This window comes from Brevundimonas denitrificans, assembly GCF_030160755.1.
Lineage (GTDB): Bacteria > Pseudomonadota > Alphaproteobacteria > Caulobacterales > Caulobacteraceae > Brevundimonas > Brevundimonas denitrificans.
Genome location: NZ_BSOY01000017.1, coordinates 1 through 25,208 on the forward strand (window position 1 = coordinate 1; position 25,208 = coordinate 25,208).

The following is a 25,208-nucleotide window of genomic DNA, read 5'->3' on the forward strand; positions in this document are numbered from 1 at the left end:
CCCTGACCGCGGCGCCCGTCCCGGCCCGCGCGAAACGCAGACGCCCGCGCCGGACCCGCGCGCCGGGATGACCGGGGCCGCCTGCCGCATCGACGTCTGGCTTTGGCGGGCGCGGTTCGCGAAGACCCGGTCCCTCGCGGCGGCCATGGTCGAGCGCGGCATGGTGCGGCTGACCCACAACGGCGTCCAGACCCGGCTCGACAAGCCCAGCCGGACTGTCCACGTCGGCGACGCCCTGGTGTTCGCCCTCGGCGGGAAGCTGGTCGAGCTTGAGGTGCTGCAGACGGGCGAAAGGCGCGGACCGCCCGGGGAGGCCCGCGCCCTGTATTCCGTCGTGAAGAACGGGCCGCCTCCTACTGGCGGATGAATTCGCCCTCGATGTGCAGGCTCACCTCGTCCCCCAGCACCGGCAGGGCGTAGTCGATCCCGAAATCGGACCGCTTGATGGTCGCCTCGCCGTCGAAACCGGCGCGATAGGCTCCGCCCATGGACGGGCCGGCCTGGTTGAAGCGAACCGTCATGGTCACCGGACGGGTCACGCCACGCAGGGTCAGGTCGCCCTGCACCGTAGCGCGGTTCGGCACGGCGGGGTCGACGGTCACGGAACGCGACACATAGGTGGCCACCGGGTGGTTGGCCGTGTCGAAGAAGTCGGCCGTCTGCAGGTGGGCGTCGAGCCCGTCCGAGTTGGAATCCACCTCGGTCAGCGGGATGGAGGCGGTCAGGGTCGCGGCCGAGGGATTGGCCGGATCGAGGGTCAGGTCGGCGTCCACGTTCACGAACTGGCCCCGGTAGGTCGAGAAGCCGAGGTGGTCGACCGACCAGGTGATCTTGCCGTGCGCGGCGTCGAGCGCATAGGCGCCGGCCTGGACCTCGGCCGGGGCTTTGGTGAGGGCGGCCTGGGCGAAGACTCCGCCGCCGGCCAGCAGGCTGAGGGCGGCGGCGGCGATGACCGTTCTGGAGACGAGACGCATTCTGTAAAATCCTCTGAATATCGGGCGGTCTGCAATCGCATCTGATACAGATAGGGCGGCGGAGCGTCGCGGCAAGCCCCCGCCGGTGCGTCACGTCCGCCCACCGAGTTGACAGGCGGGGCCGCCGGGGTCATGTGCGCTGCCCGTTCCTCCCGCAAGCCGTTAGCGCCCCAGACCGCCCCATGACCTACATCGTCACCGACGCCTGCGTGAAATGTAAGTTCATGGACTGTGTCGAGGTCTGCCCGGTGGACTGCTTCTATGAGGGCGAGAATTTCCTCGTCATCGCACCGGATGAATGCATCGACTGCGGCGTGTGCGAGCCGGAATGCCCGGTCGACGCCATCAAGCCCGACACCGAGGACGAGCCGGACGGCAAGTGGCTGATGGTCAACGCCGACTACGCCAAGGTCTGGCCGAACATCACGGTCAAGGGCACGCCGCCGGCCGACGCCGAGAAGTTCGAGCGCGAGACCGGCAAGTTCGAGAAATATTTCTCTGAAAAGCCCGGCAAGGGTTCCTGAGCGAGACCCGCCGCGACCCGGGGCTCGCCCTGCCCGCATCCGGTGGGGATTTCCAGTCCCGCGCGCGCTGACGCTGTGGACGTTTTGAATTTCTGCAATTTTGTGATAGGTTACTGTCATTGGGTCGGGCGGTAAGCGATTTTCTCGCGCCGCCCGCGTTTGCGACAGAACTCCGCCCACGAAGGCGGAGTCGGCCAGAGGTTTGGTGATCCGTTTCCGCAGTTGAAGCCTGAAATTGCCGCGCCGCTGACGGGAAGCCGTCGTCGGAGAGCGCACAGGTGTCTTCGGTGTTTGCGTCTCGCCTTCCCTGCGCCGGGAAAGGAATGACATGACGAACAAGACCGGACTGGAATTCAAGGTTGGCGATGCGGTCGTCTATCCGGCGCACGGCGTCGGCAAGGTCGCGGCGGTTGAGGTCCAGGAAGTCGCCGGCATGTCGCTGGAAGTCTATGTGGTCACCTTCGACCACGAGAAGATGACCCTGCGCGTCCCCACCAAGAAGGCCAAGACGGCCGGCCTGCGCTCGCTGGCCGCCGACGATGTCGTGACCAAGGCGCTGACGACCCTGAAGGGCCGCGCCCGCATCAAGCGCACCATGTGGTCGCGTCGCGCCCAGGAATATGAAGCCAAGATCAACTCGGGCGACCTGATCTCGATCGCCGAGGTGGTCCGCGACCTGCACCGCGCCGACAGCCAGCCGGAACAGTCCTATTCGGAGCGTCAGCTCTATGAATCGGCTCTGGACCGCATGGCCCGTGAAGTCGCCGCCGCCAACCGCATCGACAAGGACGCGGCCGTCCAGCTGCTGTCCAAGTCGCTGAGCGCCAAGAAGGCGGTCATCGCCGCGGCCGAAGCCGCTGAAGAAGCCGCCGAAGAGGCTGAAGCCGCCTGATCAGGCGACATCGCTGAACACGTCGGAAGGCCCGGGATCGCTCCCGGGCCTTCTGCAATTCAGACGCCCGGCCCGGTCCCGGAGACGCGTTCGAGATAGGCGATCAGATCGGCGATCTCGGTCGGGGTCATCTCGAAGGCCGGCATGGCGGGGTGGGCGGTGACCAGACCTTCGGCGAACGCCTCCTGAAGGTCGCGCACGGGATACAGCACGCCCATGGCGCGGAAAGGCGGGGCGCCGGTCATCGGGCTGTCGCCGGAGCGCTCGACGGCGTGACAGCCGGCGCATTTCTGTTGGACCAGCATCTCGCCTCGATCCGCCGAGCCCATGATGACGGGCTCGGTTCCATTCTGGCGGACGGCCTCGCCGGCGCAGCCGCCCAGCGTAAGGGCCGCCACCGCGGCGATCAGTCGACCTGTCATTGTTTGACCCTCCGTGCGAGCGTCGCGATAAGGGCGACCCGCACCTGCCTGGACCGCAAATGCGTTCCGGGCGTTGTTCCATAACAAAGCGGGTCTGCGCCCGTTCCGGCAGTACCGAAACCGCAAACCTGTTCAACGAGAGCGACGCGAATGACCCAGTTCCACCATATCCGCCTCGAACTCGCCCGCGAACCCGGCCATCCCGAGGGCGCGCCGGATGAGGGCTATGACATCGTCGCCCCGCTCGACGCCGACGGTCGACTGGACGGGGAAGCCCAGCGCGCCGAACCGGGCCGCGGCCACGTCCGGCGCTTCTCGGGGAACGAGACCGTCAGCGCGGGACAATTGCGTCACGGGCCGGGCGGGCGGTGGGTGCTGGACATGGACCAGGGCGACGCCGACGACGCCGTCGGCTTCCGCTTCGGCGACGAGCGCTTCGTCGCCGGCGAATATGTCAGCCTGTCGCTGCCCTCGGGCGAGCAGCACACCTATGTCGTGGCGCGGGTCGTCGAGGTCTGAGCCGAACCCGCCCTAGAAATACTCGGCTCCGGCCGGGCATTGGGCGGCGAGGCGGCGGGCGTTGATCGTCGCCGGGATATAGGGGGTCCAGACGCCGGCGGCGCGGATCGAGGCGCCGCCGCGGAAGCTGAACTGCTCCGGCTGATAGGTCCCGTTGAGCCGCACGCGCACGCGACGGCCGCTGCGGCTGGTGCAATTGCCCTCGAACCGGGCATTGCCGCTGCCGACCTGGCGCACCGGGTAGGTGCACTGGTAGTGGCGCGTCGACAGACCGCCGAAGAAGCGGTTGATCTCGCTGGGCCGAACGCATTTGGTCTCGGTGTCGCGCTGGCCCAGGGCGCTGGTGGTGTATTCCCAATACCCGGCCAGCACGGGCGGCGGGCCCGACTGGGCCGGGGCCGCCGGTCCGGCGAAGGGCGCGGTGGCGGGCGCCGCCAGCAACAGGGCGCCGACGAGGACGGGAACGAGACGGATCAGGGCGGACGACTTCATGACGCGGACCTTCGACGGCGGAGCTTCGCCGCATGAATAGAAGCGATATATGGCGGGAATTGAACAGCGGCTGAACGGCCCGCGACCCGCCTCAAGCCTTGACGGGACGCGGTGACTTCCACTATACGGCCCCCTCTCGCGCGGGGACCCCATCCCTGCGCGCCTCTGTTTCATGCGTCCGCACCGTTTCGCGGCCCGCTCCTGCCCAAGGATAGTCAGATGTCGCGTCGCTGCGAACTCACCGGTATCGGCCCCATGGTCGGCCACAGCGTGAGCCACTCGAACGTCAAGACCAAGCGCCGCTTCCTGCCGTCGCTGAAGACGGTCAAGGTCGCCTCGGAAGCCCTGGGCCAGACCTTCAGCCTGCGGATTTCGAACGCCGCCCTGCGCACCCTCGACTTCAAGGGCGGCCTGGACCCGTTCATCGTCAAGGCCAAGGACGAGCAACTGTCGCTGGCCGCCCAGCGCATCAAGCGCCAGGTCAAGGCGAAGATCGCCGAACAGGCCGCAGCCGCCGCCTGATCGGGCGACAGCGTCAGAATTTGAAGAGGCCGGTGGAAACACCGGCCTTTTTCTTTGCGCGATTGTTTGTGCCGGCCGGCGCCAGGTCAGGGCCGGCTTGCGGCGCCGGGGCTGACAGTCAGGGAGACCGGCTTCATTCGCGGAGGCTCTCGGAGACGACGGGGGCCGGCCCCAGAGGGTCGTCCGTATCGCCCGTCGGTAGACCTCGCGACAGCCGTCAGCGCATCGCCATCGCAGCGGCGGCCTGGCTCGGTTGAGCCAGAAGTCGGGCGACCGCTTCGGAAAAGGGTGTCAGCCTCAAGGGCTTCTGCAGGCATTCGTCGGCGCCGAACAGCATGGCGGTGCGAAGCAGGTGGCCAGGCTCCATGCGACCGCCCGACGAGATGGCGAGTATGCGGATGCCGGGATTGCGGCGGCGGAGCTCAACGATGGTCTCCAGACCGTCCTTGTTCGGCATGAGCATGTCGAGAACCACGAGATCCACCGCCATTGAGGCGACGATCTTCAACGCTTCATCCCCGTCTTCCGCCTCGACAATGGCATGGTCCTCACTGCGAAGAAGCTCACCGGCGATCAGCCGGACAGTGGGGTCGTCGTCTACGATCAGGATGATGGCCATGACAAAAATACTCCAAATGAACTCTAGATGGCCCGGGGTTAGGAATTGATAAGCAAACTGATGAAATCAGGCGGCCGCCTGCGATTCTCCCGCCGGCAGATCGGCAAATACCCCCGGGCGGGCGTAGACATAGCCCTGAATGTAATGAACCCCGGCGGTGCGCAGGAACCGGACCTGGTCTTCGGTCTCGACGCCCTCGCAGACGATCTTCATGCCAAGCGCCCGGCCGACCCCGATGACGGCATGGATGATCGCGGCGGAGGCGGTGTCCTCGGTGCAGCGGGTGACGAAGCTTCGATCGATCTTGAGCGTCGAGAAGCGCAGCCGGCGAAGCGCATGCAGACTGGTGTAGCCCGATCCGAAATCGTCAAGCGCGACGTCGACCCCCAGGTCCGCCAGACGCGCCAGCGTGGGCTGGGCCAACTCGATGTCGAGAATGGCCGTCTCCGTCACCTCGATTTCCAGTCGCTGCAGCGGAAAGGTCGCACGGCGGGCGGCCTCTGCGACCCGGTCGGCGAAGTCGGACCGCTGGAATTCAACCGCGGAGGCATTGACGGAGATACGGAGATCCCCGCGGCTCGCGCCGTCCCGCATGGCCCGCTCCAGGACGAAATCGGTCAGGTTGGCGATGACGCCGGCGGCTTCCAGCTGGGGAACAAATTCCTCGGGACTTCGGGCCCCGCGGGTGGGGCAGGTCCAGCGAACCAGGGCTTCAGCCTTGTTCGCAAACGATCCGCTGCGATCCATCATCGGTTGATAGACCAGACCCAGATGTCCTGCCTCGACGGCCCTGGCGAGATCCGCTGCGGCGTCGTCGGACGGGGCGGCCGGCATCGGGGGAGCGTCGGCCTCGGTGAGGGCCGCCGCCAGGGTCCGGTCCAGCAGCGACGACAGGGCCGCCAGGTCGATCCCGGAGACGTCACCCGCGCGGGCGGCGCCTTCCGCCGTCGAGGCCATCCGGGCCACCGCCGCCGCACCCAGGCTGAGACTCATGGATTTCAGGGCATGGGCGGCGCGGGCGGCGCCGTCCAGGTCTCCGGCTGAAACGGCGGACTGAAGGTCCAGCAGGCGCGCGGGCGCATTGGCGGCGTATAGGGCTTCAACCCGGGCGACGAAATCGGGTCGACCATTGCGCGCCATTGCGGCGAGCTCCTCCCTGATCACCGGATCGAACAGGTCGTCGGCGGCGCGGTCTTCCGGAGCCGGCGCAGGCGGGGCCGGGGCGGCGGCTTCCCGGGCGAACCGGCCGCAGTGACTGTTCAGGGCGCGGGCGAGATCGCCCACGGTGAACGGCTTGTGGATGACCCCGTCCATGCCCGCGTCCCGCCAGGCGTTCGCAGCCGAGCCCACGACATGGGCGGTCAGGGCGAGGATCGGCGTGCGCGCCCGGCCGGCGGCGGCTTCTTCGGCGCGGATCGCCGCGGTCGCCTCGAAACCATCCATCACGGGCATGGAGCCGTCCATCAGCACCAGGTCGAACGTCTGGACCCGAAGCAGGTCCACCGCCTGCGCCCCGTCTTCCGCCAGCGACGGCGTCACGCCCAGTCGCTGCAGGGCTTCGGACGCCACCTCGCGGTTGACCTCGGAATCATCAACCACCAGCACCCGGGCGCCGGTGAAGACCATGGAGGGGATGGCCCCGGCGACGTTCTCGTGAATGGCCAGAGGCTCTCCGGCCCTGATCTGGGCGGCGAGGGCCATGACATCGCAGCGGCGGACGGGCCTGGACAGGAGGCAGGATCCCGGCGCGACCTCCATCTCGGTGGCGCTCACCACCACGGTGGGTCCCCCCCTGCACGGGACGGAGGGTCCACAGAACAGGGCAGCCAGTCCGTCCGGCTGGTCCGTCACCGCCAGGCCGAACAGGTCCAGATAGCGCGCCAGCGCCCGGCCGGTCATCGGGCCGACGGCCTCGACGGCGACAGTGAGGCCGTCGACTCGCGGGTGCGGCCCCACGGCCTCGCCGGCGGCGGGGAGGCTTGCCTCGAAGGCGAAGGTCGATCCCTCGCCGACCGTGCTGGAGAGCTTCCATTCGCCGCCCATGGCCTTCACCAGCCGGTCGCAGATGGTCAGGCCCAGACCGGTGCCGCCGTGTTTCCGGGTCGTGCTCTGATCCTCCTGCGAGAAGGCCTCGAACAGGCGCGGAAGCTTGTCTTCGGGAATGCCGGGTCCGGTGTCCGTGACGCCGAATACGTACAGATCCGGCGTATCGGGACTGGGCTCGATGCTGAGCAGCACGCCCCCCGTCTCGGTGAATTTGATCGCGTTGTTGGCCAGATTGCTGATCACCTGGCGCAGACGGGTGGGGTCAGCGATGACCGGAGGAATGCGCGGATCGACGAAGACCGCGAGATCGAGCCCCTTCTCCAGCGCCCGCTCGGCGAACAGGCTGGCCACGTCCTCGGCCACTTCGGCGAGGTCGACCTCGACGGCTTCCAGCTCCAGCTTGCCCGCCTCGACCTTGGAGAAGTCGAGGATGTCGTTGATGATCCCCAGCAAGGACTTGCCCGATTTGGCGATGACGTGGGCGTAGCGGCGTTGGCGGGGCGGCAGGTCCGAGCCCGAGAGCAGTTCGCTGAGCGCCAGAATGCCGTTCATCGGCGTCCGGATCTCGTGGCTCATGACCGCGAGGAAGTCCGACTTGGCCGAGGTGGCGGCCTCCGCCGCGTCCTTGGCGATGGAAAGTTCGGCGGTTCGCGCGGACACCTGTTCTTCCAGCCCGGCGACGTGGGCCGCGATCCGTTCATCCCGGATGGTGATCCCGGTCATCATCGCCTGGAATCCGGACACCAGATCGCCGACCTCGCCGTCGGCCACGATGTCGGGCATGCGGGCGTAGTCCCCGGACTCGCGGACGGCGTTGGTGAAGGCGGCGAGCTGGGTGATGGGCTGGCTGATGCGGCGGGCCATCCGGAACGCGATCAGCAGGCCGGCCAGCAGGGCGATCCCGGTGCCCGCCAGGCTGATGAGCACCGCGCCGAGAATGCGCGCCTTCAGGCCGGGGGTTTCACTGAGAAGCGTGATCTCTCCGACGCGATCCCCCTCGCTCAGGATGGGCGCGGAAACCTGCAGCGTGCCGCTGTTCAGAACCGACCAAAGGGAAGCGTCGCCGTCACCTGCGAGATGGGCGTCGGAGTTGAGGCGCACGCCGCCGCCGGTTTCCGCCAGCAGTCGCCCGTTCGCGCCCGCTATCCGTGCATAGGTGACGCCGGGCATCTGGCTGATGGACCGGATCGCCACGAAAACTCCGGTTGTATCCCCTCGCCGCACCGAATCCGCCGCCTGGGACCCGATGACCCGCGCCGTCTGGGTCAGGCGGTCAGTCTCGAGGGCAGTCTGGCGGCGGGCGTCGATCCATCCGGACAGCGTTGCAGTAACAATGCAGGTCGTCACCAGTGAGGCAAGGACGAGGCCCACGAGTTTCCGTCGGATGGATGAGCCGGAAAACAGTGTCGAACGAGCCAATGCTCTGCACCTCTTGTCGCGTTACGACATTGATACAGTCGCTTAATGACTTATGCCTTAAAGCTGTCTCAATCGGGGACCGCCGCAGGCCGCCTTGGCCTCAAGGGGACAACCAGTGAGTGGCTTTTTCTACGTCCTGGACGAGACCGCACGGATTCTGTTCGTCGACGACGACCCGATCCTGCGCGAGTTCGCCCAGGTCAATCTGGCCTCGCCCAAGGCCGCGGTCGATGTGGCGGCGGACGGCGCCGAGGCCCTGCGCAGCCTGGCCGCCTGCCCGTACGACATCGTTCTGCTCGATCTCGAAATGCCGGTGTTGAACGGTTTCGACACCCTGGCCAGACTTCGCGCCGATCCGCGCACCCGGGACCTGGCCGTCATCGTCCAGACCGGACGGGAGGATGTCGAGGCCATCGACAAGGCCTTCCGGCTCGGCGCCACCTCCTTCGTCACCAAGCCCCTGAACTGGCGTTTGCTGACCTACCAGATCCTCTATGTCCTCAGGGCGTCTCGCGCCGAGCGCCATCTGCAGTCGGCTGCGGCCGCCGGCTCGTGTCAGGCCGCATGAAAGCCGCCGGCGCCTTCCCTCGCGCCCTGGGCGCCTGGCTGGCCCGGTTTCGCTCGGACGTCGGAGGCAATATCGCGCTGACCGCCGCCCTCGTCGGACCGGCGGTGATTCTGCTCGGCGTCGGGGCGATCGACCTGCTGGCGGTGAGTTCCGCGCATGGAAGGCTCCAGAGCATCGCCGACGCCGGCGCGCTGGCGGGCGCGCCCCATCTCGCCCTGGCCACCGACGGCGCCGGCGCCAAGGAGCGGGCGGCATCCTTCGTCGTCGGCGAAATCAGCCAGTGGGAGGACGCGCCCGACTATGTGGGAACCTATGAGGTCGTCGAACAGGGCGGTCAGCGCGCGATCCGGGTCCTGCTCCGCGGTCACCGGCCGTCGTTCTTCGCCAACATGCTGCCGCCGGGCGGCTGGAATTTCGTCGGAGAGGCAACCGCGACCTCGGTCGGACTGGTGCCGCTCTGCGTGCTGATCACCGGGGACGACCGGGCCAAGATGCTGAACATCAAGGATGCGAGCCGGCTGACCGCGCCCGCCTGCATGGTCCACTCCAACCACGACATCCTCGTTGAGGGCGGCTCGATCACGGGGGCGGCGGTCCAGGCCGTCACATCGGCCCGCGGGACGATATCGCCGTCTCCCGGCACGGGCGCGGCGCCGATCGACGATCCGTTCGCCAATCTTGACCTCACCCGGGAACGGCGGCTGGACTGTACGCTCGGCCGCGCGCTCGAGCCCCTCAGGCTGGCTGCGGGCAGCCGGCGGATTCCGGCCGGCGTGCATTGCGGCGGCATGACCATTTCGGGGTCGGCGACGGTCGTCCTCGAGCCCGGAGAGCACTGGTTCCTGGGCGGACACCTGGTCATCATGGAGAACGCCCGGCTGGAAGGCGACGACGTCGTCCTGTTCTTCGACCAGGCGTCCAAATTCGAGTTCAAGGACAGCGCCCTGGTGCGGCTGGCCGGACGGACCGAGGGCCCCTACGCCGGCATCGTCATGGGGGCGACGCGCGACAACAGGCAGGATTTCATCATCTCCAGCGACAACGTCGAGAGCCTGCTCGGGGTCGTCTACGTCCCCGCCGCCACGATGATCGTCGAAGGCACGGCCGACGTCGCGCGGGACAGCGCCTGGACCGTCATCGTGGCGCACAGCCTTCAGATGAAGGGCTCGCCGTCCCTCTACATCAACGCCGACTACAACGCGACAAGCGTGCCGGTGCCGGCCGGCGTGGGCCCAAGGACCGGCGGCAGCCGGCTTATCGAGTGAGGCAGGAAGAAACCATGGCCATGGAAGCTGAACTGCTGGCGGAGCGCGATGAAACGCCCGCGCCGAAAGAACGCCGGGCGCGGGCCGAACGGCGCGGTCCGGATCGCCGGCGGGAGGGCAACCGGATCAATCCGAAAGCGCCGCGACGGTCGCTGCTGAAACCCTTGGGCGCCTTCGGCGTGGCCTTCAGCGCCGCGACATTCATCCTCACCCTGATGGCGGGAGAAGCGGCGGGCGCGCGGGCGACCATGGGCATCATCGCCTTCGAGGCCGCCGTCCTCCTCACGTCCTTCATCCTGCTCGCAATGGGCGCGATCGAGGCGCGGCTGATCGAGATTCGCCTGGAGCTGATGATGCTGAACGGCGGGACGCGCGGCGCGGATCGCCGCGGCCCGGACCGCCGGGAGGAGTAGGCCGCGCTTCTTTCCGCGGGCGCCGGGACTGTGAGGCTTTCGGGTTGCGCGGGCCGCCGTCGCCTTTAGGCTGAGGTCGTCGTCCCGGGGAGTCAGCCGTGTCCTTCAAAGCCTGCCGCGCCCTCCTCACGGGCGTATCCATGCTCGCCCTCGCCGCCTGCGCCACGGCGTCGGTCTCGCAGGAAGTCGTTCCCGCTGTCGCCGAGCCGGTCGCGGTCCAGACGCCGGTGCGCGAATCGACCGCCTTCACCCTCGGCACCGACCAGCCGCGCACGCCTGAACAACTGGCCATGTCGTTCGACAAGGCGGACCTGTCGATCCGGGTCATGCCCGAGACGAAGACCATCGACGCCGTCGCCGTGCTGGACTTCACCGCCACCGCGCCGGTGACGGCCGTGGTGGTCGAGCTGGACACGCTGCTGACGGTGACCTCGGTGCAGGTCGACGGCGACGAATTGTCGGCCGACGACGAATGGGACAATCCCGAGGGCCGGATGACGATCCGGCTGGGACGCACCCTCGCGACCGGAGAGACGGTGTCGGTCCGCATCGCCTATTCGGGGGCGCCCCGCGTGGCGCCCCAGGCGCCGTGGGACGGAGGTTTCGTCTGGGCCGCCACGGCGGACGGATCGCCGTGGATCGCCACCGCCGTCCAGCCCGAGGGCTGCGACATCTTCTGGCCCTGTATCGACCATCCGCTGGCGGAGCCGAAGCGGGTGGACCTGCACATCACCGTGCCGTCGAACCTGTCGGCGCCCTCGAACGGGCGGTTCATGGGCACGGTCGATCACGGCGACGGCTGGACCACCTGGAACTGGAGCGCCGCCAATCCGAACACCTATGCGATCGCCCTGAACATCGGGCCGTATGACGAGGTGCGCAGCGACTATCAGAGCCGGTTCGGCAATGTGATCCCGATCTCCTACTGGCATCTGCGGTCCGACGATCCGGCCAAGGTCGCGGCCCTGTTCGCCCAGTTCGCGCCGATGATGGACTTCTACGAATCCACGGTCGGCCCCTACCCCTTCGGCGACGAGAAGATGGGGGTGGTGGAGACGCCACACCTGGGCATGGAGCACCAGACCATCAACGCCTATGGCAACGCCTACAAGCTGGACGGCAAGGGCTATGACTGGTTGCTGCACCACGAACTGGCCCACGAGTGGTTCGGCAACCAGATGACCAACCGCAACTCGGACGACATGTGGCTGCACGAGGGCCTGGGCAGCTATATGCAGCCGCTGTATCTGCGCTGGCTGCACGGCGAACGCTATATGCAGGCCGAACTGCAGGAGCAGCGCCGCGACCTGATCAACCGGTTCGCCGTCGTCTCGGGGGCCGAGCGGTCCGAGGACGAGGTCTACAAGAGCGACGTCGGGCCGGGACTGGACCTGTACAACAAGGGATCGTTGATCGCCCATTCGCTGCGGATGCTGATCGGGGACGAGGCCTTCTTCCGTTCGGTGACGCGGCTGGTCTACGGGACCCCTGACCCGAGGCCCGGCGATTTCGCCCCGCGCTACGGCACGACCGATGAGTTCCTCGCCATCGTCAACGCGGAGTCAGGACAGGATCTGACCTGGTTCTTCCGCGGCTACCTCTACCAGGCCGCCCTGCCCGAACTGCGCCAGACGAGGGAGGCCGGCGAACTGGCGCTGGAATGGATCACCGGCGACGCCGGGGCCTTCCCCATGCCGGTGGAGGTCGAGGTGGATGGCGTTCGGCAGACAGTCGTCATGACCGGCGGACGCGGCCGCATCGCGGTTCCGGCTCGGGCGCATGTCCTGATCGACCCCGACAACAAGGTGCTGCGCCGCGATGTGTTCCTCGAGGAATGGAAGGCGGCGGGTTCGCCGAACTAGATCGCCTCGGCCCTGACCGACTGGCGCACCAGCTGGCACGAGCCCTGGGTGGTCAGGAAGGCGATGTCGGCGGCGTCGCGTCCACAGGCGATGCGGACCAGTCCCTCGACCGGCGCGAGGCCCGTCGGATCGACCAGCCACCAGCCGTTCGACAGCCAGACCTCGAAAATGGCGTGGAAGTCCGGCGGGTTCAGTTGATGCGCAAACGCGCTGACCGCCCGCGCCGGAATGCCCGAGGCGCGGCACAGGGTGATGCCCATGTGGGTGAAGTCGCGGCACACCCCGGCGCGGTCGATGAAGGTGCGCGCCGCCGTCGTTTCGCTGTCAGATGCGCCCGGCTCGTAGTCGATCTCGGCCTTGATCCAGTCGAGGATCTTCAGCACCCGGTCGCCGCCGACCGTGCCGCCGAAGGTGCGTTCCGCGAACCGTCCGAACTGGTCCGAGGGGCAATAGCGGCTGGGGTTGAGATAGGTCAGGACCTCGGCCGGCAGGTCGTTCCAGTCATGCTGGACGGTCACCGGCGGCAGGCCCTTGAGCACGCCGTTGTCGACCACCGCCTCATAGGCCAGGGCCACCTCGCCCGAGAGGTGGGCGCGCAGGGTCCGCGCCCCGAACTCCACGTCCTCATCCTGGATGAAGTCGGTCGCCGGGGTGGTGGTCAGGCTTTCCTCTAGAATGGTCTGGCCGGGCCAGTGGGCGACCTGAATCTTGTAGATGGCGTCGGTCGGCGGATCGAAGCGATAGACCAGGTCGGCGCGGACGCGGATTTTCATGAGGGCTCGACTGAAGCAGGACGGGCCTGACGTCAACGGCGTGGGCGCCCCCGCCGTTCCGCAGGAGAAGCGCACGGCCGCCCTGAAGTCGCCGCGTCCGGGCCCTCGGCCTCCGGGTCGCGATCCCTGGGAGCCGGCCGGGGCTGATCGTCGTCGGAAACCGCCTGGGCCTGCACGACCTCTCCGCGGCGGGGCAACCAGCCGCAGGCGCGGTCTCGCCAGACCTCCCCGATCACATAGAAGCCCCGGCTGGCGAGCGCCGCAACAAGGCCCGCGCGCTCGTAGGCGGCCAGGATTCGACGCTTCTCCACGTTGTTCATTTCCGAGCCGCCTCCTCTGCGGGAAACGACAGATCGCGACGCCCGTTCCTGTGTCGACATCCGCACATTGCGCGGAGGCTCCGGCATTGCGCGGGCGCAAGACAGGGCCGCCTCCCATGCCGTACCCTGCGCCGGATGAATGACAACTCGCATTTCCGGCAGCTTCTGGCCGCCGCCGCCGCCCAGTCCGAACCGCAACGTCTGCTGTTTGTCTTCGCCGTCGCCGAATTGCCCGACCGCCCCACGCCTGAACAGAGGGAGCGCTTCGAGTCAGGCCGCGGTGGAACGCTTGCGCCGCTGATGTGCGTCGACAAGGCGCCGCAGGACCTCGCGGACTTCCCGGCCCTGGTCTCGGAAGCCGAGCGGGCCGGCCCGCCGTGGAGCGTGGTGTTCGCCGCAAGCCTGTCCGGTCAGGCCGGGCGTCCGCCCGACAAGGCCCGGATCGAGCTCGCCCTGGAGACCATGACCGCGGCCGTGCGCGACGGCCGGTTTGACGGGTTCGCCGCCTATGGACCGCAGGGCGAGTTCCTCGAAATCGGATAAGACAGTGGAGTCTGCCCGACCTCTTTGACGGGGTTCGTCCGGGCAATTGATCGATGCCAAACCGGTTTGGCGGTCCAGGCTGTAAGTCCATCGGACCGGCCCGTCCGGGGCGTAGAGGCAACCGAATTCCCCATGACCGCAGACCCGGCGCGCGAACTCGTCCGCACCTATTTTCCCGGCGCGCGATCGGAAAACGAACGCCGGCTGCGCGGCGAGATCGACGCCACGCTCGACCACTGGTTTCGATGGCGCTCCGGCCGGTTCGAGGACAGCGCCTCGCACTGCGCGCCAACTGCCGCCGATTCTCCCGCGCGCGAGGGTGATCTGCTCGGGCGCCGGTTGCTGACGCTCTGCGACGCCCTGACGGCGGAAACGCCGACCTTCTCCCCCCGCTACATCGCCCACATGAAGGCCGATCTGTCCCTGCCTGGCCTGCTGGGGTGGTTCGCGGCGATGCTGCACAATCCCAACAACAGTTCGCGCGACGCCAGCCGGGTCGGCAGCGTGATCGAGACCGAGGCCATCGCCGCCCTGGCCGGAATGCTGGGCTATGATCCCGCGCGGGCCCAAGGGCATTTCACCTCCGGCGGGACGGTGGCCAATTTCGAGGCGGTCTGGCGCGCGCGCTACAGGCTGGACCACTGGCTCGCCCTCGCGCTGCATGTCTCCGAAACGACCGGCGAGACACTGGATCCCTTCGCCGCGGCCCATATGGGGTGGGAACAGTTCCGCAGGCTGCAGATCGCCCACGCGGTGTCGGACGATGTCCTGAAGTCCTGCAGCGCGGCGGCGTCCAATCCTGGCGACGTCTGGCGTCGGATCAGCCGGGCCTCGGGGCGGGCCTACCGGGGGCCGGTGATGCTGGTTCCCGGAAATCGGCACTATTCCTGGAGCAAGTCGGCCAATGTCTTCGGCCTGGGCGGGGAGGCGATCTGGAGCGTGGCCCTGGACAAGGGCGGACATCTGGACCTCGCCGATTTCGAACGCCGGGTGGAAAGCGCCCGGGCTGACGGAAGGCCGATCCTGATGGCCGTCGCCGTGGCCGGCGCCACCGAGACCGGGGCCGTTGACCCTCTCCACCGCCTGTATGACCGGCTGGACCTGTGGCGGGCGGAGCGGGGCTGGCGCATCTGGCGCCATGTCGACGCAGCCTATGGCGGGTTCCTCCGGGCCATGCTGGACGGCCCCTCCGAGGCGGCGCTGACCCCGGAGACCGCCGCCGCGCTGCGCGCCATGGGGCGGTCGGATTCGATCACCATCGACCCGCACAAACTGGGCTATGTGCCCTATGCCTGCGGCGCCTTCCTGACGCCGGACGCGGAACATTACGCCGTCTCCGCCTTTGACGCCCCCTATCTGGACCGGCCCGAACTGGGCGAGGGAAAATGGTCGTCGACGCTTGAAGGGTCGCGATCAGCGGCGGGCGCGGCGGCGACCTGGCTGACGGCGGAAACCCTGGGCTTCGGCGCCGACGGCCTCGGGTCGTTGATGGCCGCCACGCTTGAGGCGCGCCAGGCGTTCGAGGCCGCCGTGCGGGAGGCCGTCCCGGAAGCGCGATTCCTGCCCGCCGACAGCAATATCGCCTGCTTCTCGCTGGCCCGGCCCGACGAGGCGCTGAGTCTTTCCAACGCCCGGACCCAGGCCGTCTTTGACTATTTCCAGAGATCGCCCCATTTCGCCGTGTCCAAGACGACCCTGGGCGTCGACAACGCCGCGCTCATCGCCGACTTGCTCAGCGGCCACGGCGGCTACAATGACCGACCGGAGAGTGAGGCCGGGATGCTGGTGATCCGCTGCGTCTTCATGAATCCCTATTGGTCCGAACCCTCGGTGCGGCACGACCTGCTGCCGCGCTTCATCGAGGAGTTGCGCCAGGCCCTGGCGGAACCAAACGAAGCGCAGGCGGCGTGATATGGAGACGACCATGACCCGCATCCTGTTTTTCGGCCGGGTCGGCGAGCGCCTCGGCCCGGAGGGCCGCCTGGACCTGCCGGCGGAGGGGCTTCCGGTCCGGGAGATCCGTCGCCTGCTGGCGGAGCGCGACGAGGTCGCGGCCGGCGCCCTGCTGCGCCCGGACGTCCGCGCCTCGGTCGATCTGGTCGTGGTCGGTGAGGACGCCCTGGCCCGGCCGGACCAGGAGATCGCCTTCTTCTCCCTTTTTTCGGGGGGCTGAGATGGCTCTCGACGTCAGGCTGAGCCGCGCGCCGCTGTCCGCGCCCGCGGAGCTGGAGGCCTTCCTTGCCGGCCGCTCGGCCGAGGGCGCCGTGGTGACCTTCACCGGTCTTGCGCGAGGCATGGGCAAGGACGGCGCGATCGTCGAGACCCTGACCCTCGATTGGTATCCGGGCATGACCGAGCGCTCGATGCAGGATATCGCCGAAGCCGCCGCCGCGCGCTTCCCGGTCACGGATCTGCTCGTGGTCCATCGATGTGGCGAGATCGTCCCGGGCGAGACGATCGTTTTCGTCGCCGCCGCCGCGGCCCACCGGCGCGAAGCCTTTGCGGCGGCGGACTATCTGATGGACAGGCTGAAGACCGAGGCCGCATTCTGGAAGCGCGAGACCGGCCCCTCCGGCACGCGCTGGATCGAGCCTGTAGACGAGGATCGCGCCGCCCTGGCGCGCTGGAAGGACGAAACGCCCTGATGGCCGGAAAAATTGACGAGACGCTGCCGTTTCATCCGCTGAACATCGCAGTGCTGACCATCTCGGACACCCGCGACGAAACCAACGACACGTCGGGCGGAACGCTGGTCGAACGGCTGACCACGGCCGGCCATGTGCTGAAGGGGAAGGCCATTGTCCACGACGAGATCGACGCCATTCGCGGCCAGCTCAGGATCTGGATCGAGGACCCGGACGTCGACGTCGTGCTGACGACCGGGGGCACCGGCTTTTCGCCGCGCGACGTGACCCCGGAAGCGGTGAAGCCGCTGTTTCGGCGCGAGCTGGAGGGCTTTTCCGTGGTCTTCCATCTGGCCAGCCTGGGCACCGTCGGCGTGGCGACCCTGCAGTCACGCGCTCTGGCGGGCCAGGCGGAGGACACCTTCATCTTTTGCGTACCGGGTTCGACCGGAGCCTGTCGCGACGCCTGGGATCTGGTGCTGGCCGAAGAACTGGACAGCCGCTTCCGGCCCTGTTCCCTGGTCGGCCAGATCCCGCGCTTCAGGGGCATCTGCCCGTGAGAGCCCTGACCCATCTGGATAGCGACGGCCGTGTGCACATGGTCGACGTCGGCGAGAAGCCGGCGACGGCGCGGCGGGCTGTGGCCGAAGGTCGGGTGATCTGCGCGCCCGCGACGCTCGCCCTGGTCCGTGACGGCCACGCGCCCAAGGGGGCGGTCGTCACGACCGCCGAACTGGCCGGGATCATGGGGGCCAAGCGCACGGCCGACCTGATTCCGCTGTGCCACTCGCTCGGCCTGGACAAGGTGTCGGTGACGATCGACCTCGACGACGCCCTGCCCGGCTTCGTCGTCACCGCGGAGGCGCGTGTCTCCGGCCCCACCGGCGTCGAGATGGAAGCCCTGACCGCCGTCTCGGTGGCCTGCCTCACCCTGTACGACATGCTCAAGGCGGCCGACCGCGGCATGGTCATCAGCCAGATCAGGTTGTTGTCCAAGTCCGGCGGACGATCGGGTGACTGGGTCGCCGGCGACGGACCCGCGACGTGATCGATTTCGACTCGGCCGTGGCCCTGATCCTCAACGAGGCCCGCCCCCTCCCCTGCGAGTCCGTAGCCCTGGAAGGCGCCGCCGACCGGGTCCTGGCCGCCGACCTGAGGGCGCGCGGCGACGCCCCGCGCGCAGCGGTATCGGCCATGGACGGCTATGCCGTGCGCGACGCCGACCTCGCGACGCTGCCCGCCCGATTGCCGATCGCCACCGTCGCCTTCGCGGGGCGAGCCGACGTGCCCGTCCTGCCTCCGGGGACCTGCGCCCGGGTCTTCACGGGCGGACCCGTGCCGCACGGAGCCGACAGGATCGTGGTGCAGGAGATCGTCGGCCGCGACGGCGACCTGGCCCTGTTCGAGGCTCCGCCCGGACCCGCGAGCCACATCCGCGCGGCCGGGTCGGATTTCCGGGCCGGCGACACCCTGCTTCCGGCCGGGACCGTCCTCGGCTTCCGCGCCATCGTGGCCGCCGCGGCGGCGGATGTCGCCGCCCTGTCGGTCGTGCGGCGGCCGCGCGTCGTCATCCTCGGCACCGGCGATGAACTGGCGGAACCGGGACGGGCTCTGGAGACCCCCGGCAGCATCCCGGAAAGCGTCTCGTTCGGTGTCGCCGCCCTCGCCCGTCAATGCGGCGCCGAGGTGCTCGCCCGTCGTCGCCTGACCGATACTCCGGAGCTTCTCGAGGCCGCCGCCCGGCTGGCTCTGGCCGAGGCTGATCTGGTCGTGGTCACGGGCGGGGCGTCCGTCGGGGAGAAGGACTACGCCCGCTCCATGTTCGCCCCCCTGGGTCTGGAATTGATCTTCTCCAAGGTGGCCATCAAGCCCGGCAAGCCGGTCTGGTTCGGACGGGTCGGCGGCGCGTTGGTTCTGGGTCTGCCGGGCAATCCGACGTCGGCGCTGGTGACGGCCCGCCTGTTCATGGCGCCGCTGGTCGCGGGTCTGGCGGGCCGGGATCCCGCCGCCCTGCTGAACTGGCGGGACATGATCCTGACCGCGCCGCTGAAGCCCTGTGGAGACCGGGAGACATTCGAGCGCGGCCGTCTGGTCGATGGCGGCGTCGCCGGGCTGGAGGTTCAGGACTCCGCGACCCAGAAGGCCCTGGCGATCGCCGACGTCCTGATCCGCCGTCGGCCGGGCGCGCCCGGTCTCGGCGTGGGCGACGTCGCAGCGGTCCTGGACTTCTGATCCGGCTCAGAGGAAGCGTCGGAACAGGATGTTGTTCTCCAGATGGACGTGCTCTCGCAGGTCCATATCCAGCTTGCTGCAGCCGGCATAGAGGGCCCGCCAGGTGGCGCAGGCTCCCTCCGGCGCGACGAAATCGTCGGTCAGGTCCGCCATGAAGGCGAGCAATTCGCCCAGGTCATCATGATCCTGCATCATCCGGGCGATCGGGTCCCGCAGGACCGGACCCAGGCCGTTGATCATGGCCGGAAACAGGACCGCCTCCTCCTTGTGTTGATGGTCTTCCAGGTCCTCGAACATGTCGGTCAACAGATCGGCGAGCCCCCGCGGACAGTCGACCCTGTCCTGGTGCACGGACTCGACGCGTCGGGCCAGTTCGATGACCGCCGGGAATTCGCGCCGGTGCACCTTGTGATAGCGCTCGATGATATGGGCGATCAGATCAGCGGTCTCGGCGGGCGCATGGACGCCGGGCGTATCCAGAGCGTGGAGTTCCGCCTCGAGCGCCGACAGGTCCAGTCCGCGGCTTTCCGCTTCCCGGGCGAGCAGGCTTTCGCCCTTGCAGCAGAAATCGATCTTGTGACGGCGAAAGACGGATGTGGCTCCCGGCAGCATGACGGCGATCTCGCCGACCGACAGATGTTCCAGCGCCATGGTCCGGGGTGTCCTCTCCGCTTCCCGCCCCGATCCTTCGGCGCGGCGATCGGGTCTTCCTAAGCCGTCGCCGCCGACCGCTGCTTGACCTCCATCAAGGCCCGCATTGATGGCGGTCCGGAGCCGCGACACCCCCGGACCCCTTCACCGCGCCGCAGGGAATCACCGAGTCTGGGCTCCGCTTTTGAAGGGGTGCAGACATGGCGTTCGACAGTCCGCTGGCCGGTGAAATCTGGAGCAGCAAATATCGTTTCCGGCCGCACGACGGGGCGGGAGACGCGACCGTCGAGGCCACCTGGGACCGGGTCGCCGCCGCCCTCGCTGAAGCTGAACCGGTCAAGTCGCGCGGTCGCTGGCGCACCCGGTTCCGCGAAGCGCTCGAAGGCTACCGCTTCCTGCCCGCCGGGCGAATTCTCGCCGGAGCCGGCACCGGGCGCGCCGTGACCCTGTTCAACTGTTTCGTCATGGGGACGGTGCCTGACGACCTCGACGGCATCTTCCAGCATCTGCGGGAGGCCGCGGTCACCATGCAGCAGGGCGGCGGGGTCGGCATGGACTTCTCGACGGTCCGGCCCTCAGGCGCGCCGGTGCGGGGAGTCGGGGCGGAGGCCTCGGGCCCGCTCAGCTTCATGGACGTCTGGGACTCCATGTGCCGCACCATCATGTCGGCCGGTCAGAGACGCGGGGCGATGATGGGCTGTCTCCGCATCGACCATCCGGACATCGAGGCCTTCATCGACGCCAAACGCGACGCGGTCCGCTTCAGGAATTTCAATCTGTCGGTGCTGGTCCCCGACGCCTTCATGACCGCCCTGGACGCCGATGCGGACTGGCCGCTGGCGTTCGGCGGCGAGGTGCGGCGCACGGTGCGGGCGGCGGACCTGTGGACCCGTCTGATGCAGGCCACCTATGACGCCGCCGAACCTGGGGTGATCTTCATCGACCGCGTCAACGCCGCCAACAACCTGGCCCATTGCGAGGTGATCTCAGCCTCCAATCCTTGCGGCGAACAGATGCTGCCGCCCTATGGGGCCTGCCTGCTGGGGTCGATCAATCTCGCCCGCCTGGTCTCGGCCCCGTTCGAACCGGGCGCGGCCATGGACGAGGCGGAGCTGGGGGCCCTCACCCGCACCGCGGTGCGGATGCTCGACAATGTCATCGACATCTCCCGTTTCCCCCTCCCCGCGCAGGAGGCGGAAGCCCGGGCCAAGCGTCGCCTCGGTCTGGGCGTCACCGGACTGGCCGACGCCCTGATCTTCTGCGGCGCCCGCTATGGCGAGGATCGGGCCGTGGCCCTGACCGAACAATGGCTCGGGGTGATCCGGCGCGAGGCCTATCGCGCCTCGGCGGAACTCGCGGCCGAAAAGGGCGCCTTTCCCCTCTACGATCCCGTCATGCTCGAGCGGCCCAACCTGGCCGGGCTGGATCCTGAGACCCGCGAACTGATCGCCCGTCACGGACTGCGCAACGGCTGCCTGACCTCGATCGCCCCGACCGGCACGACCTCCCTGCTGGCCGGGAACGTTTCGTCCGGAATCGAGCCGGTGTTCGCCTTCGCCTATAGCCGCAAGGTGTTGCAGCCCGACGGCACGAAGCGCGAGGAGGCCGTCGAGGACTATGCCCTGGCCCTCTGGAAGCGGCTCAAGGGGGCGGATGCTCCGCTGGAAAGCGCGCCCGGGAACGCCTTCGTCAGCGCCCAGACCCTGACGCCCGAACATCACCTGCGGATGCAGGCGGCGGCCCAGGACCAGATCGACAGCTCGATCTCCAAGACCATCAACTGCCCGGAAGACATCGCCTTCGACGCCTTTTCCGATGTCTATCGCCAGGGCTATCGTCTGGGCTGCAAGGGGCTGACCACCTACCGGCCCAACGCCATCACCGGCTCGGTGCTCAGTGTCGAACCGCCCCCCGCGGTCGAAGCGGTTCCGGCCGGACCCGTCCTGACGCCCAGGCCGGCGCGGCTCGAGGGCGCGACCTACAAGGTGCGTTGGCCGCTGGACCCGCACGCGGTCTATGTGACCATCAACGATTCCGGCGAGGAGGATGGCGGCGAACGCCGTCCGCTGGAGATCTTCGTCAACTCCAAGAACATGGCCCACTACGCCTGGACGGTCGCCCTGACCCGGATGGTCTCCGCGGTCTTCCGGCGCGGCGGCGACGTCTCCTTTGTGGCGGAAGAACTGAAGGCGGTGTTCGATCCCGGCGGCGGGGCCTGGATGGAGGGGCGATACACGCCGTCGCTCCCGGCCGCCATCGGCGCCGTGATCGAGCGTCACATGAGCCTGTCGGCCGGCGCCGTCGCGCCTGCGCCTGACCCGGCGGCGGCGCCTGCGAGAACGACCGCAGCTGTCTACGTCCCTTCGGCCTGCCCGCGATGCGGCACACCGGGGCTGGTCCGCAAGGAAGGCTGTGACAGTTGTCTGGACTGCGGCTACTCGCGGTGCGGCTGACGCCCTTCGGGACGCGCCGGGGCCTTGACGAAGGGCAGGCGGCGGCGGCCAGTCCATCAAGGCCGCGGCCGCCCGGCTCGTCTATGCAGACCCGGTCTGCTGTCCGGGAGTCCCCATGAACACCGCCGCCGCCATCCGCGCCCATCGCGGCCCCGCCGTTTTCAGCGTCGGCCTGCGCCCCTTCTTTCTGTTCTCCGCCGTGTGGTCGGCGATCGCCGCGCCGCTCTGGCTCTACGCCTTTCTCAGCGGCGGGCCTGTGGGGCTGAGCTGGCATGTCCACGAGATGCTGTTCGGCTATACGGGCGGAGTCGTCGTCGGCTTCCTGCTGACCGCCGTGCCCAATTGGACCGGTCGCCTTCCCGTGGTGGGGACGCCGTTGGCCCTGCTGTTCGGCCTGTGGCTGGCGGGTCGGGCGGCCATGCTGGCCATGGCGCTGAATGCGGATCTGGCGGCGGCGGTCTGGCCATTGGTCATGGACGGCCTGTTCCTGTTCGCCATGGCCTTCGTGGTCTGGCGCGAGGTGCTGGCGGGACAGAACTGGCGCAATGTTCCGGTGGCCGTCATGGTCACGGTGTTCGCCCTCGCCAATGCGGGATTTCATCTGGAGGCCGAAGCCGGCGGCGTCGCCACCCTGTCCACCCGGCTGGGTCTCGCGGTTGTGACCCTGCTGATCGCCGTGATCGGCGGTCGCGTCACCCCGAGCTTCACCCGCAACTGGCAGGCCCGGCGCGGCGGCCCGCTGCCCGCCGCCGTCGGCCGGTTCGACGTCGTGACCCTGGCCGTCACCGCGGCCGGCCTGATCGCCTGGAGCCTGGCCCCGGCCCATCCCGCGGTGGGCGCCATGCTGCTGGCGGCCGGCGGACTGAATCTCGTCCGGCTGATCCGCTGGCGGGGCGACGCTACGCTGGCCGAACCGCTCGTCTGGATTCTGCACCTCGGCTACCTGTGGCTTTCGGCGGGCCTGGTCCTGACGGGGATGTCGGTCGCGGCGCCCGGCCTGGTTCCTCCCTCCGCGGGCGTCCATGCCCTGACCGCCGGCGCCGTCGGAGTGATGACGCTGGCCGTCATGACCCGCGCCAGTCGGGGTCATACCGGCCGGCCCCTGACGGCCGGCAAGCTTGAGGTCCTGATCTATGTCCTGATCAATGCGGCGGCCCTGACCCGGGTGGCGGGCGGCCTGGCGCCGGCCGTCTATCAGCCGTTGTTGATCGTCTCGGCCGGACTCTGGTCGGCGGCGTTTCTGACCTTCGCGATCGGCTATGGCCCGATGCTGCTGTCGCCCCGTCCTGATCGCGGCTGATCGCCGTCAGGCGTAGCGGGCGGCGGCGGTCGCCTTGACCAGGGCGATCACGCGCCGCCCCGGCGCCAGGGCGAGCTGTTCCCTCGCTTGCCGGGTGATCAGAGCCTTCAGCCTCAGTTCGCCCGCCTCGAGCCGGACGAGGACGCCGTCCGGTCGGACGTCGAGCGCCGCGACCTGCATCGGGAGCCGGTTCTGAAAGCTGGCGTCGACCGGATCCGTCAGGGCGAGCGCCACATCGCGCGCATCGACGACCACCCGCAGCCGGTCGCCCGGGGCCACGTCGAGGAGCGGGGCCAGAAACGCGGTTCCCGCCAGATCGATGCGGGTCGCATTCCGTGCGGGATCATGCGCGGTGACCCGCCCGTCGAGAATGGACAGGGGCGCGCTCAGCCCGGCGGCGGCCTCGGCCTCCGGTCGGTCGAACGCCGCGTCCGGCGGCTCTGCTCCCACGGCCCGACCCTCACCCACCAGCACCACGCGATCCGCGAGGCGGGCGACCTCCTCGACCGCGTGGCTGATATAGAGGATGGGCGGACCTTCCCGGGCCAGTCGGTCCAGCCACGGCAGGATGTCGCCGCGACGGGCGCCGTCCAGCCCCGCGAGAGGCTCGTCAAGGATCAGCAGGCAGGGACGGGTCAGCAGGGCCCGCCCGATCGCGACCCGGCGGGCCTCGCCGCCGGACAGCGCGCCGGGCCGGCGCTCCAGAAGGCTCTCGAGTCCCAACAAGGCCACGACCTGGTCCAGGGCGGGGTGAAGGTCGCCCGACCGACGAGGGCCGTACAGCAGGTTGTCGCGGACGGTCATGTGCGGGAACAGCCGCGCATCCTGAAACACATAGCCTATGCGTCGTTTCCAGACGGGGACCGACACGCCTGTGTCGGTGTCGAGAAGCACCTCCCCGTCCAGCAGGACCCGGCCCCGCACGGGACGGATCAGGCCGGCGACCAGTTCGGCCACCGTGGTCTTGCCGGCCCCCGAACGGCCGAACAGGCAGGTGATGCGGGCGTCGCTCGAAAACGCGACCTCAAACGAGAAGTCGTCGCGGGCGATGTGGGCCGAGACCTCCAGCATCACCGCGTCCCTCCGACCCGACGGGCGACGGCGCGCGCGCCCCACTCGGAAAGGACCAGGGCGCCGATCGACACGCCGACCGAGATCAGGACCAGTCTCAGCACCGCCGCCTCGCCGCCGGGAACCTGGGTGAGGCTGTAGATGGCGAGCGGCAGGGTGCGGGTCTCTCCGGGTATGCTGGCCACGAACGTGATCGTGGCGCCGAACTCGCCGAGCGCCTTGGCGAAGGCCAGCACCGCGCCGGCTGCAACCCCGGGCAGGGCGAGCGGCAGGGTAATGGTCAGGAACCGGACGAACGGCCGGGCGCCGAGGGTCTCGGCCGCGCGCTCGATCCGGGGATCGACCATGTCGAACGACAGCCGTACGGCCCGGACCAGCAGCGGAAAGCCCATGACCGCCGCAGCGAGCGCCGCCCCCGTCCAGTCGAAGGCGAAGACGATCCCGATCGGCTCAAGCAGGCGACCAAGCGGTCCGTTGCGGCCGAAAAGCAGCAGCAGCGCATAGCCGGTCACCACGGGCGGCAGGATCAGGGGCAGATGGGTCAGGCCCGACAGCAGGGCCTTGCCGGGAAAGCTGTAGCGCGAGAGCAGCCAGGCCAGGGCGACGCCCGGCGGCAGGCTGAACAGGGTGGCCGTGGCCGCAACCTTCAGCGACAGGCCGATGATCTGCTGTTCCTCGGGGCTGAGCGCGATCATCCCGGAGAC

The 25,208-nt window shown here is 68.7% G+C and carries 27 protein-coding genes; 18 read left to right on the forward strand and 9 right to left on the reverse strand.

Annotation, left to right across the window (positions count from 1 at the left end; genetic code table 11):
• Positions 1-67 precede the first annotated feature (67 nt).
• Entirely contained in the window at positions 68-367 is a 300-nt protein-coding gene (locus tag QQJ79_RS05530; RefSeq protein ID WP_284221958.1) for an RNA-binding S4 domain-containing protein, read from the forward strand.
• On the opposite strand, the gene QQJ79_RS05535 is transcribed toward QQJ79_RS05530, so the two are convergent.
• Positions 354-974, reverse strand: coding sequence for a YceI family protein (locus tag QQJ79_RS05535; RefSeq protein ID WP_284221921.1), 621 nt, complete (start codon positions 972-974; stop codon positions 354-356). The genes QQJ79_RS05530 and QQJ79_RS05535 overlap by 14 nt on opposite strands.
• Positions 975-1,156: 182 nt before the next feature.
• On the opposite strand from QQJ79_RS05535, the gene fdxA reads away from it, so the two are divergent.
• The gene (gene fdxA / locus QQJ79_RS05540) at positions 1,157-1,498 is read left to right on the forward strand and encodes a ferredoxin FdxA (RefSeq protein WP_284221922.1); all 342 of its coding nucleotides are present in this window, start codon (positions 1,157-1,159) and stop codon (positions 1,496-1,498) included.
• 328 nt (positions 1,499-1,826) lie between these two features.
• Positions 1,827-2,390 carry a CarD family transcriptional regulator gene (locus QQJ79_RS05545; RefSeq protein ID WP_284221923.1) on the forward strand — a complete coding sequence of 188 codons (564 nt, stop codon included), beginning with the start codon at positions 1,827-1,829 and terminating at the stop codon, positions 2,388-2,390.
• 59 nt (positions 2,391-2,449) lie between these two features.
• On the opposite strand, the gene QQJ79_RS05550 is transcribed toward QQJ79_RS05545, so the two are convergent.
• Entirely contained in the window at positions 2,450-2,812 is a 363-nt protein-coding gene (locus tag QQJ79_RS05550; protein ID WP_284221924.1) for a c-type cytochrome, read from the reverse strand.
• 150 nt (positions 2,813-2,962) lie between these two features.
• Between QQJ79_RS05550 and QQJ79_RS05555 the strand changes: the two genes are divergently transcribed.
• Positions 2,963-3,331 (forward strand): hypothetical protein, encoded by a 369-nt coding sequence (locus tag QQJ79_RS05555; RefSeq protein WP_284221925.1) that lies wholly within the window; start codon positions 2,963-2,965, stop codon positions 3,329-3,331.
• A 12-nt stretch (positions 3,332-3,343) separates the two neighbouring features.
• Here the strand turns inward: QQJ79_RS05555 and QQJ79_RS05560 are convergent, their stop codons facing one another.
• On the reverse strand, positions 3,344-3,823 hold the full coding sequence (locus tag QQJ79_RS05560; protein ID WP_284221926.1) for a DUF3617 domain-containing protein: 480 nt from the start codon (positions 3,821-3,823) through the stop codon (positions 3,344-3,346).
• Positions 3,824-4,042: 219 nt separating this feature from the next.
• On the opposite strand from QQJ79_RS05560, the gene rpmB reads away from it, so the two are divergent.
• A complete protein-coding gene (gene rpmB, locus QQJ79_RS05565; protein ID WP_284221927.1) occupies positions 4,043-4,345 on the forward strand; it encodes a 50S ribosomal protein L28 in 303 nt (100 codons plus the stop codon).
• A 217-nt stretch (positions 4,346-4,562) separates the two neighbouring features.
• On the opposite strand, the gene QQJ79_RS05570 is transcribed toward rpmB, so the two are convergent.
• Both QQJ79_RS05570 and QQJ79_RS05575 read right to left on the reverse strand, forming a co-directional pair.
• Complete coding sequence (locus QQJ79_RS05570; RefSeq protein WP_284221928.1) at positions 4,563-4,964, reverse strand: response regulator; 402 nt, start codon at positions 4,962-4,964, stop codon at positions 4,563-4,565.
• Between the two features lie 66 nt (positions 4,965-5,030).
• Positions 5,031-8,204 (reverse strand): EAL domain-containing protein, encoded by a 3,174-nt coding sequence (locus tag QQJ79_RS05575; RefSeq protein WP_284221929.1) that lies wholly within the window; start codon positions 8,202-8,204, stop codon positions 5,031-5,033.
• Positions 8,205-8,544: 340 nt separating this feature from the next.
• Between QQJ79_RS05575 and QQJ79_RS05580 the strand changes: the two genes are divergently transcribed.
• The 4 genes from QQJ79_RS05580 (at position 8,545) to QQJ79_RS05595 (ending at position 12,537) form a co-directional block, all read left to right on the forward strand.
• Positions 8,545-8,997, forward strand: a complete 453-nt coding sequence (locus QQJ79_RS05580; protein ID WP_284221930.1) for a response regulator — start codon at positions 8,545-8,547, stop codon at positions 8,995-8,997.
• On the forward strand, positions 8,994-10,262 hold the full coding sequence (locus QQJ79_RS05585) for a TadE/TadG family type IV pilus assembly protein (protein ID WP_284221931.1): 1,269 nt from the start codon (positions 8,994-8,996) through the stop codon (positions 10,260-10,262). The genes QQJ79_RS05580 and QQJ79_RS05585 overlap by 4 nt, the downstream gene beginning before the upstream one ends.
• A gap of 14 nt (positions 10,263-10,276) precedes the next feature.
• Positions 10,277-10,675, forward strand: coding sequence for a hypothetical protein (locus tag QQJ79_RS05590; RefSeq protein ID WP_284221932.1), 399 nt, complete (start codon positions 10,277-10,279; stop codon positions 10,673-10,675).
• Positions 10,676-10,773: 98 nt separating this feature from the next.
• Positions 10,774-12,537, forward strand: a complete 1,764-nt coding sequence (locus tag QQJ79_RS05595) for a M1 family metallopeptidase (RefSeq protein WP_284221933.1) — start codon at positions 10,774-10,776, stop codon at positions 12,535-12,537.
• Here the strand turns inward: QQJ79_RS05595 and QQJ79_RS05600 are convergent.
• Positions 12,534-13,310, reverse strand: a complete 777-nt coding sequence (locus QQJ79_RS05600; protein WP_284221934.1) for a transglutaminase-like domain-containing protein — start codon at positions 13,308-13,310, stop codon at positions 12,534-12,536. The two genes, QQJ79_RS05595 and QQJ79_RS05600, sit on opposite strands and share 4 nt — an antisense overlap.
• 455 nt (positions 13,311-13,765) lie before the next feature.
• On the opposite strand from QQJ79_RS05600, the gene QQJ79_RS05605 reads away from it, so the two are divergent.
• The 7 genes from QQJ79_RS05605 to QQJ79_RS05635 all read left to right on the forward strand — a co-directional run bounded on the left by QQJ79_RS05605 (position 13,766) and on the right by QQJ79_RS05635 (position 19,029).
• The gene (locus QQJ79_RS05605; RefSeq protein WP_284221935.1) at positions 13,766-14,173 is read left to right on the forward strand and encodes a ribonucleotide reductase subunit alpha; all 408 of its coding nucleotides are present in this window, start codon (positions 13,766-13,768) and stop codon (positions 14,171-14,173) included.
• A 132-nt stretch (positions 14,174-14,305) separates the two neighbouring features.
• Positions 14,306-16,084: a pyridoxal phosphate-dependent decarboxylase family protein gene (locus tag QQJ79_RS05610; protein WP_284221936.1), complete on the forward strand. Its 1,779-nt coding sequence runs from the start codon at positions 14,306-14,308 to the stop codon at positions 16,082-16,084.
• Positions 16,085-16,097: 13 nt separating this feature from the next.
• On the forward strand, positions 16,098-16,346 hold the full coding sequence (locus QQJ79_RS05615) for a MoaD/ThiS family protein (protein ID WP_284221937.1): 249 nt from the start codon (positions 16,098-16,100) through the stop codon (positions 16,344-16,346).
• 1 nt (position 16,347) lies between these two features.
• Positions 16,348-16,818, forward strand: coding sequence for a molybdenum cofactor biosynthesis protein MoaE (locus QQJ79_RS05620; protein ID WP_284221938.1), 471 nt, complete (start codon positions 16,348-16,350; stop codon positions 16,816-16,818).
• Positions 16,818-17,357, forward strand: a complete 540-nt coding sequence (gene moaB, locus QQJ79_RS05625; RefSeq protein WP_284221939.1) for a molybdenum cofactor biosynthesis protein B — start codon at positions 16,818-16,820, stop codon at positions 17,355-17,357. Before QQJ79_RS05620 ends, moaB begins: the two co-directional genes overlap by 1 nt.
• On the forward strand, positions 17,354-17,845 hold the full coding sequence (moaC, locus tag QQJ79_RS05630) for a cyclic pyranopterin monophosphate synthase MoaC (protein ID WP_284221940.1): 492 nt from the start codon (positions 17,354-17,356) through the stop codon (positions 17,843-17,845). The genes moaB and moaC overlap by 4 nt, the downstream gene beginning before the upstream one ends.
• Positions 17,842-19,029: a molybdopterin molybdotransferase MoeA gene (locus tag QQJ79_RS05635; protein WP_284221941.1), complete on the forward strand. Its 1,188-nt coding sequence runs from the start codon at positions 17,842-17,844 to the stop codon at positions 19,027-19,029. Before moaC ends, QQJ79_RS05635 begins: the two co-directional genes overlap by 4 nt.
• A 6-nt stretch (positions 19,030-19,035) precedes the next feature.
• Here the strand turns inward: QQJ79_RS05635 and ric are convergent, their stop codons facing one another.
• Positions 19,036-19,680, reverse strand: a complete 645-nt coding sequence (gene ric / locus QQJ79_RS05640) for an iron-sulfur cluster repair di-iron protein (protein WP_284221942.1) — start codon at positions 19,678-19,680, stop codon at positions 19,036-19,038.
• A gap of 200 nt (positions 19,681-19,880) precedes the next feature.
• Between ric and QQJ79_RS05645 the strand changes: the two genes are divergently transcribed.
• Together QQJ79_RS05645 and QQJ79_RS05650 are read left to right on the forward strand one after the other, a co-directional pair.
• Positions 19,881-22,133, forward strand: a complete 2,253-nt coding sequence (locus QQJ79_RS05645; protein WP_284221943.1) for an adenosylcobalamin-dependent ribonucleoside-diphosphate reductase — start codon at positions 19,881-19,883, stop codon at positions 22,131-22,133.
• 115 nt (positions 22,134-22,248) lie between these two features.
• A complete protein-coding gene (locus QQJ79_RS05650) occupies positions 22,249-23,433 on the forward strand; it encodes an NnrS family protein (protein ID WP_284221944.1) in 1,185 nt (394 codons plus the stop codon).
• 6 nt (positions 23,434-23,439) lie between these two features.
• On the opposite strand, the gene modC is transcribed toward QQJ79_RS05650, so the two are convergent.
• Positions 23,440-24,504, reverse strand: coding sequence for a molybdenum ABC transporter ATP-binding protein (gene modC / locus QQJ79_RS05655; protein WP_284221959.1), 1,065 nt, complete (start codon positions 24,502-24,504; stop codon positions 23,440-23,442).
• Positions 24,504-25,199: a molybdate ABC transporter permease subunit gene (gene modB, locus QQJ79_RS05660; RefSeq protein WP_284221945.1), complete on the reverse strand. Its 696-nt coding sequence runs from the start codon at positions 25,197-25,199 to the stop codon at positions 24,504-24,506. The genes modC and modB overlap by 1 nt, the downstream gene beginning before the upstream one ends.
• Between the last annotated feature and the right edge of the window lie 9 nt (positions 25,200-25,208).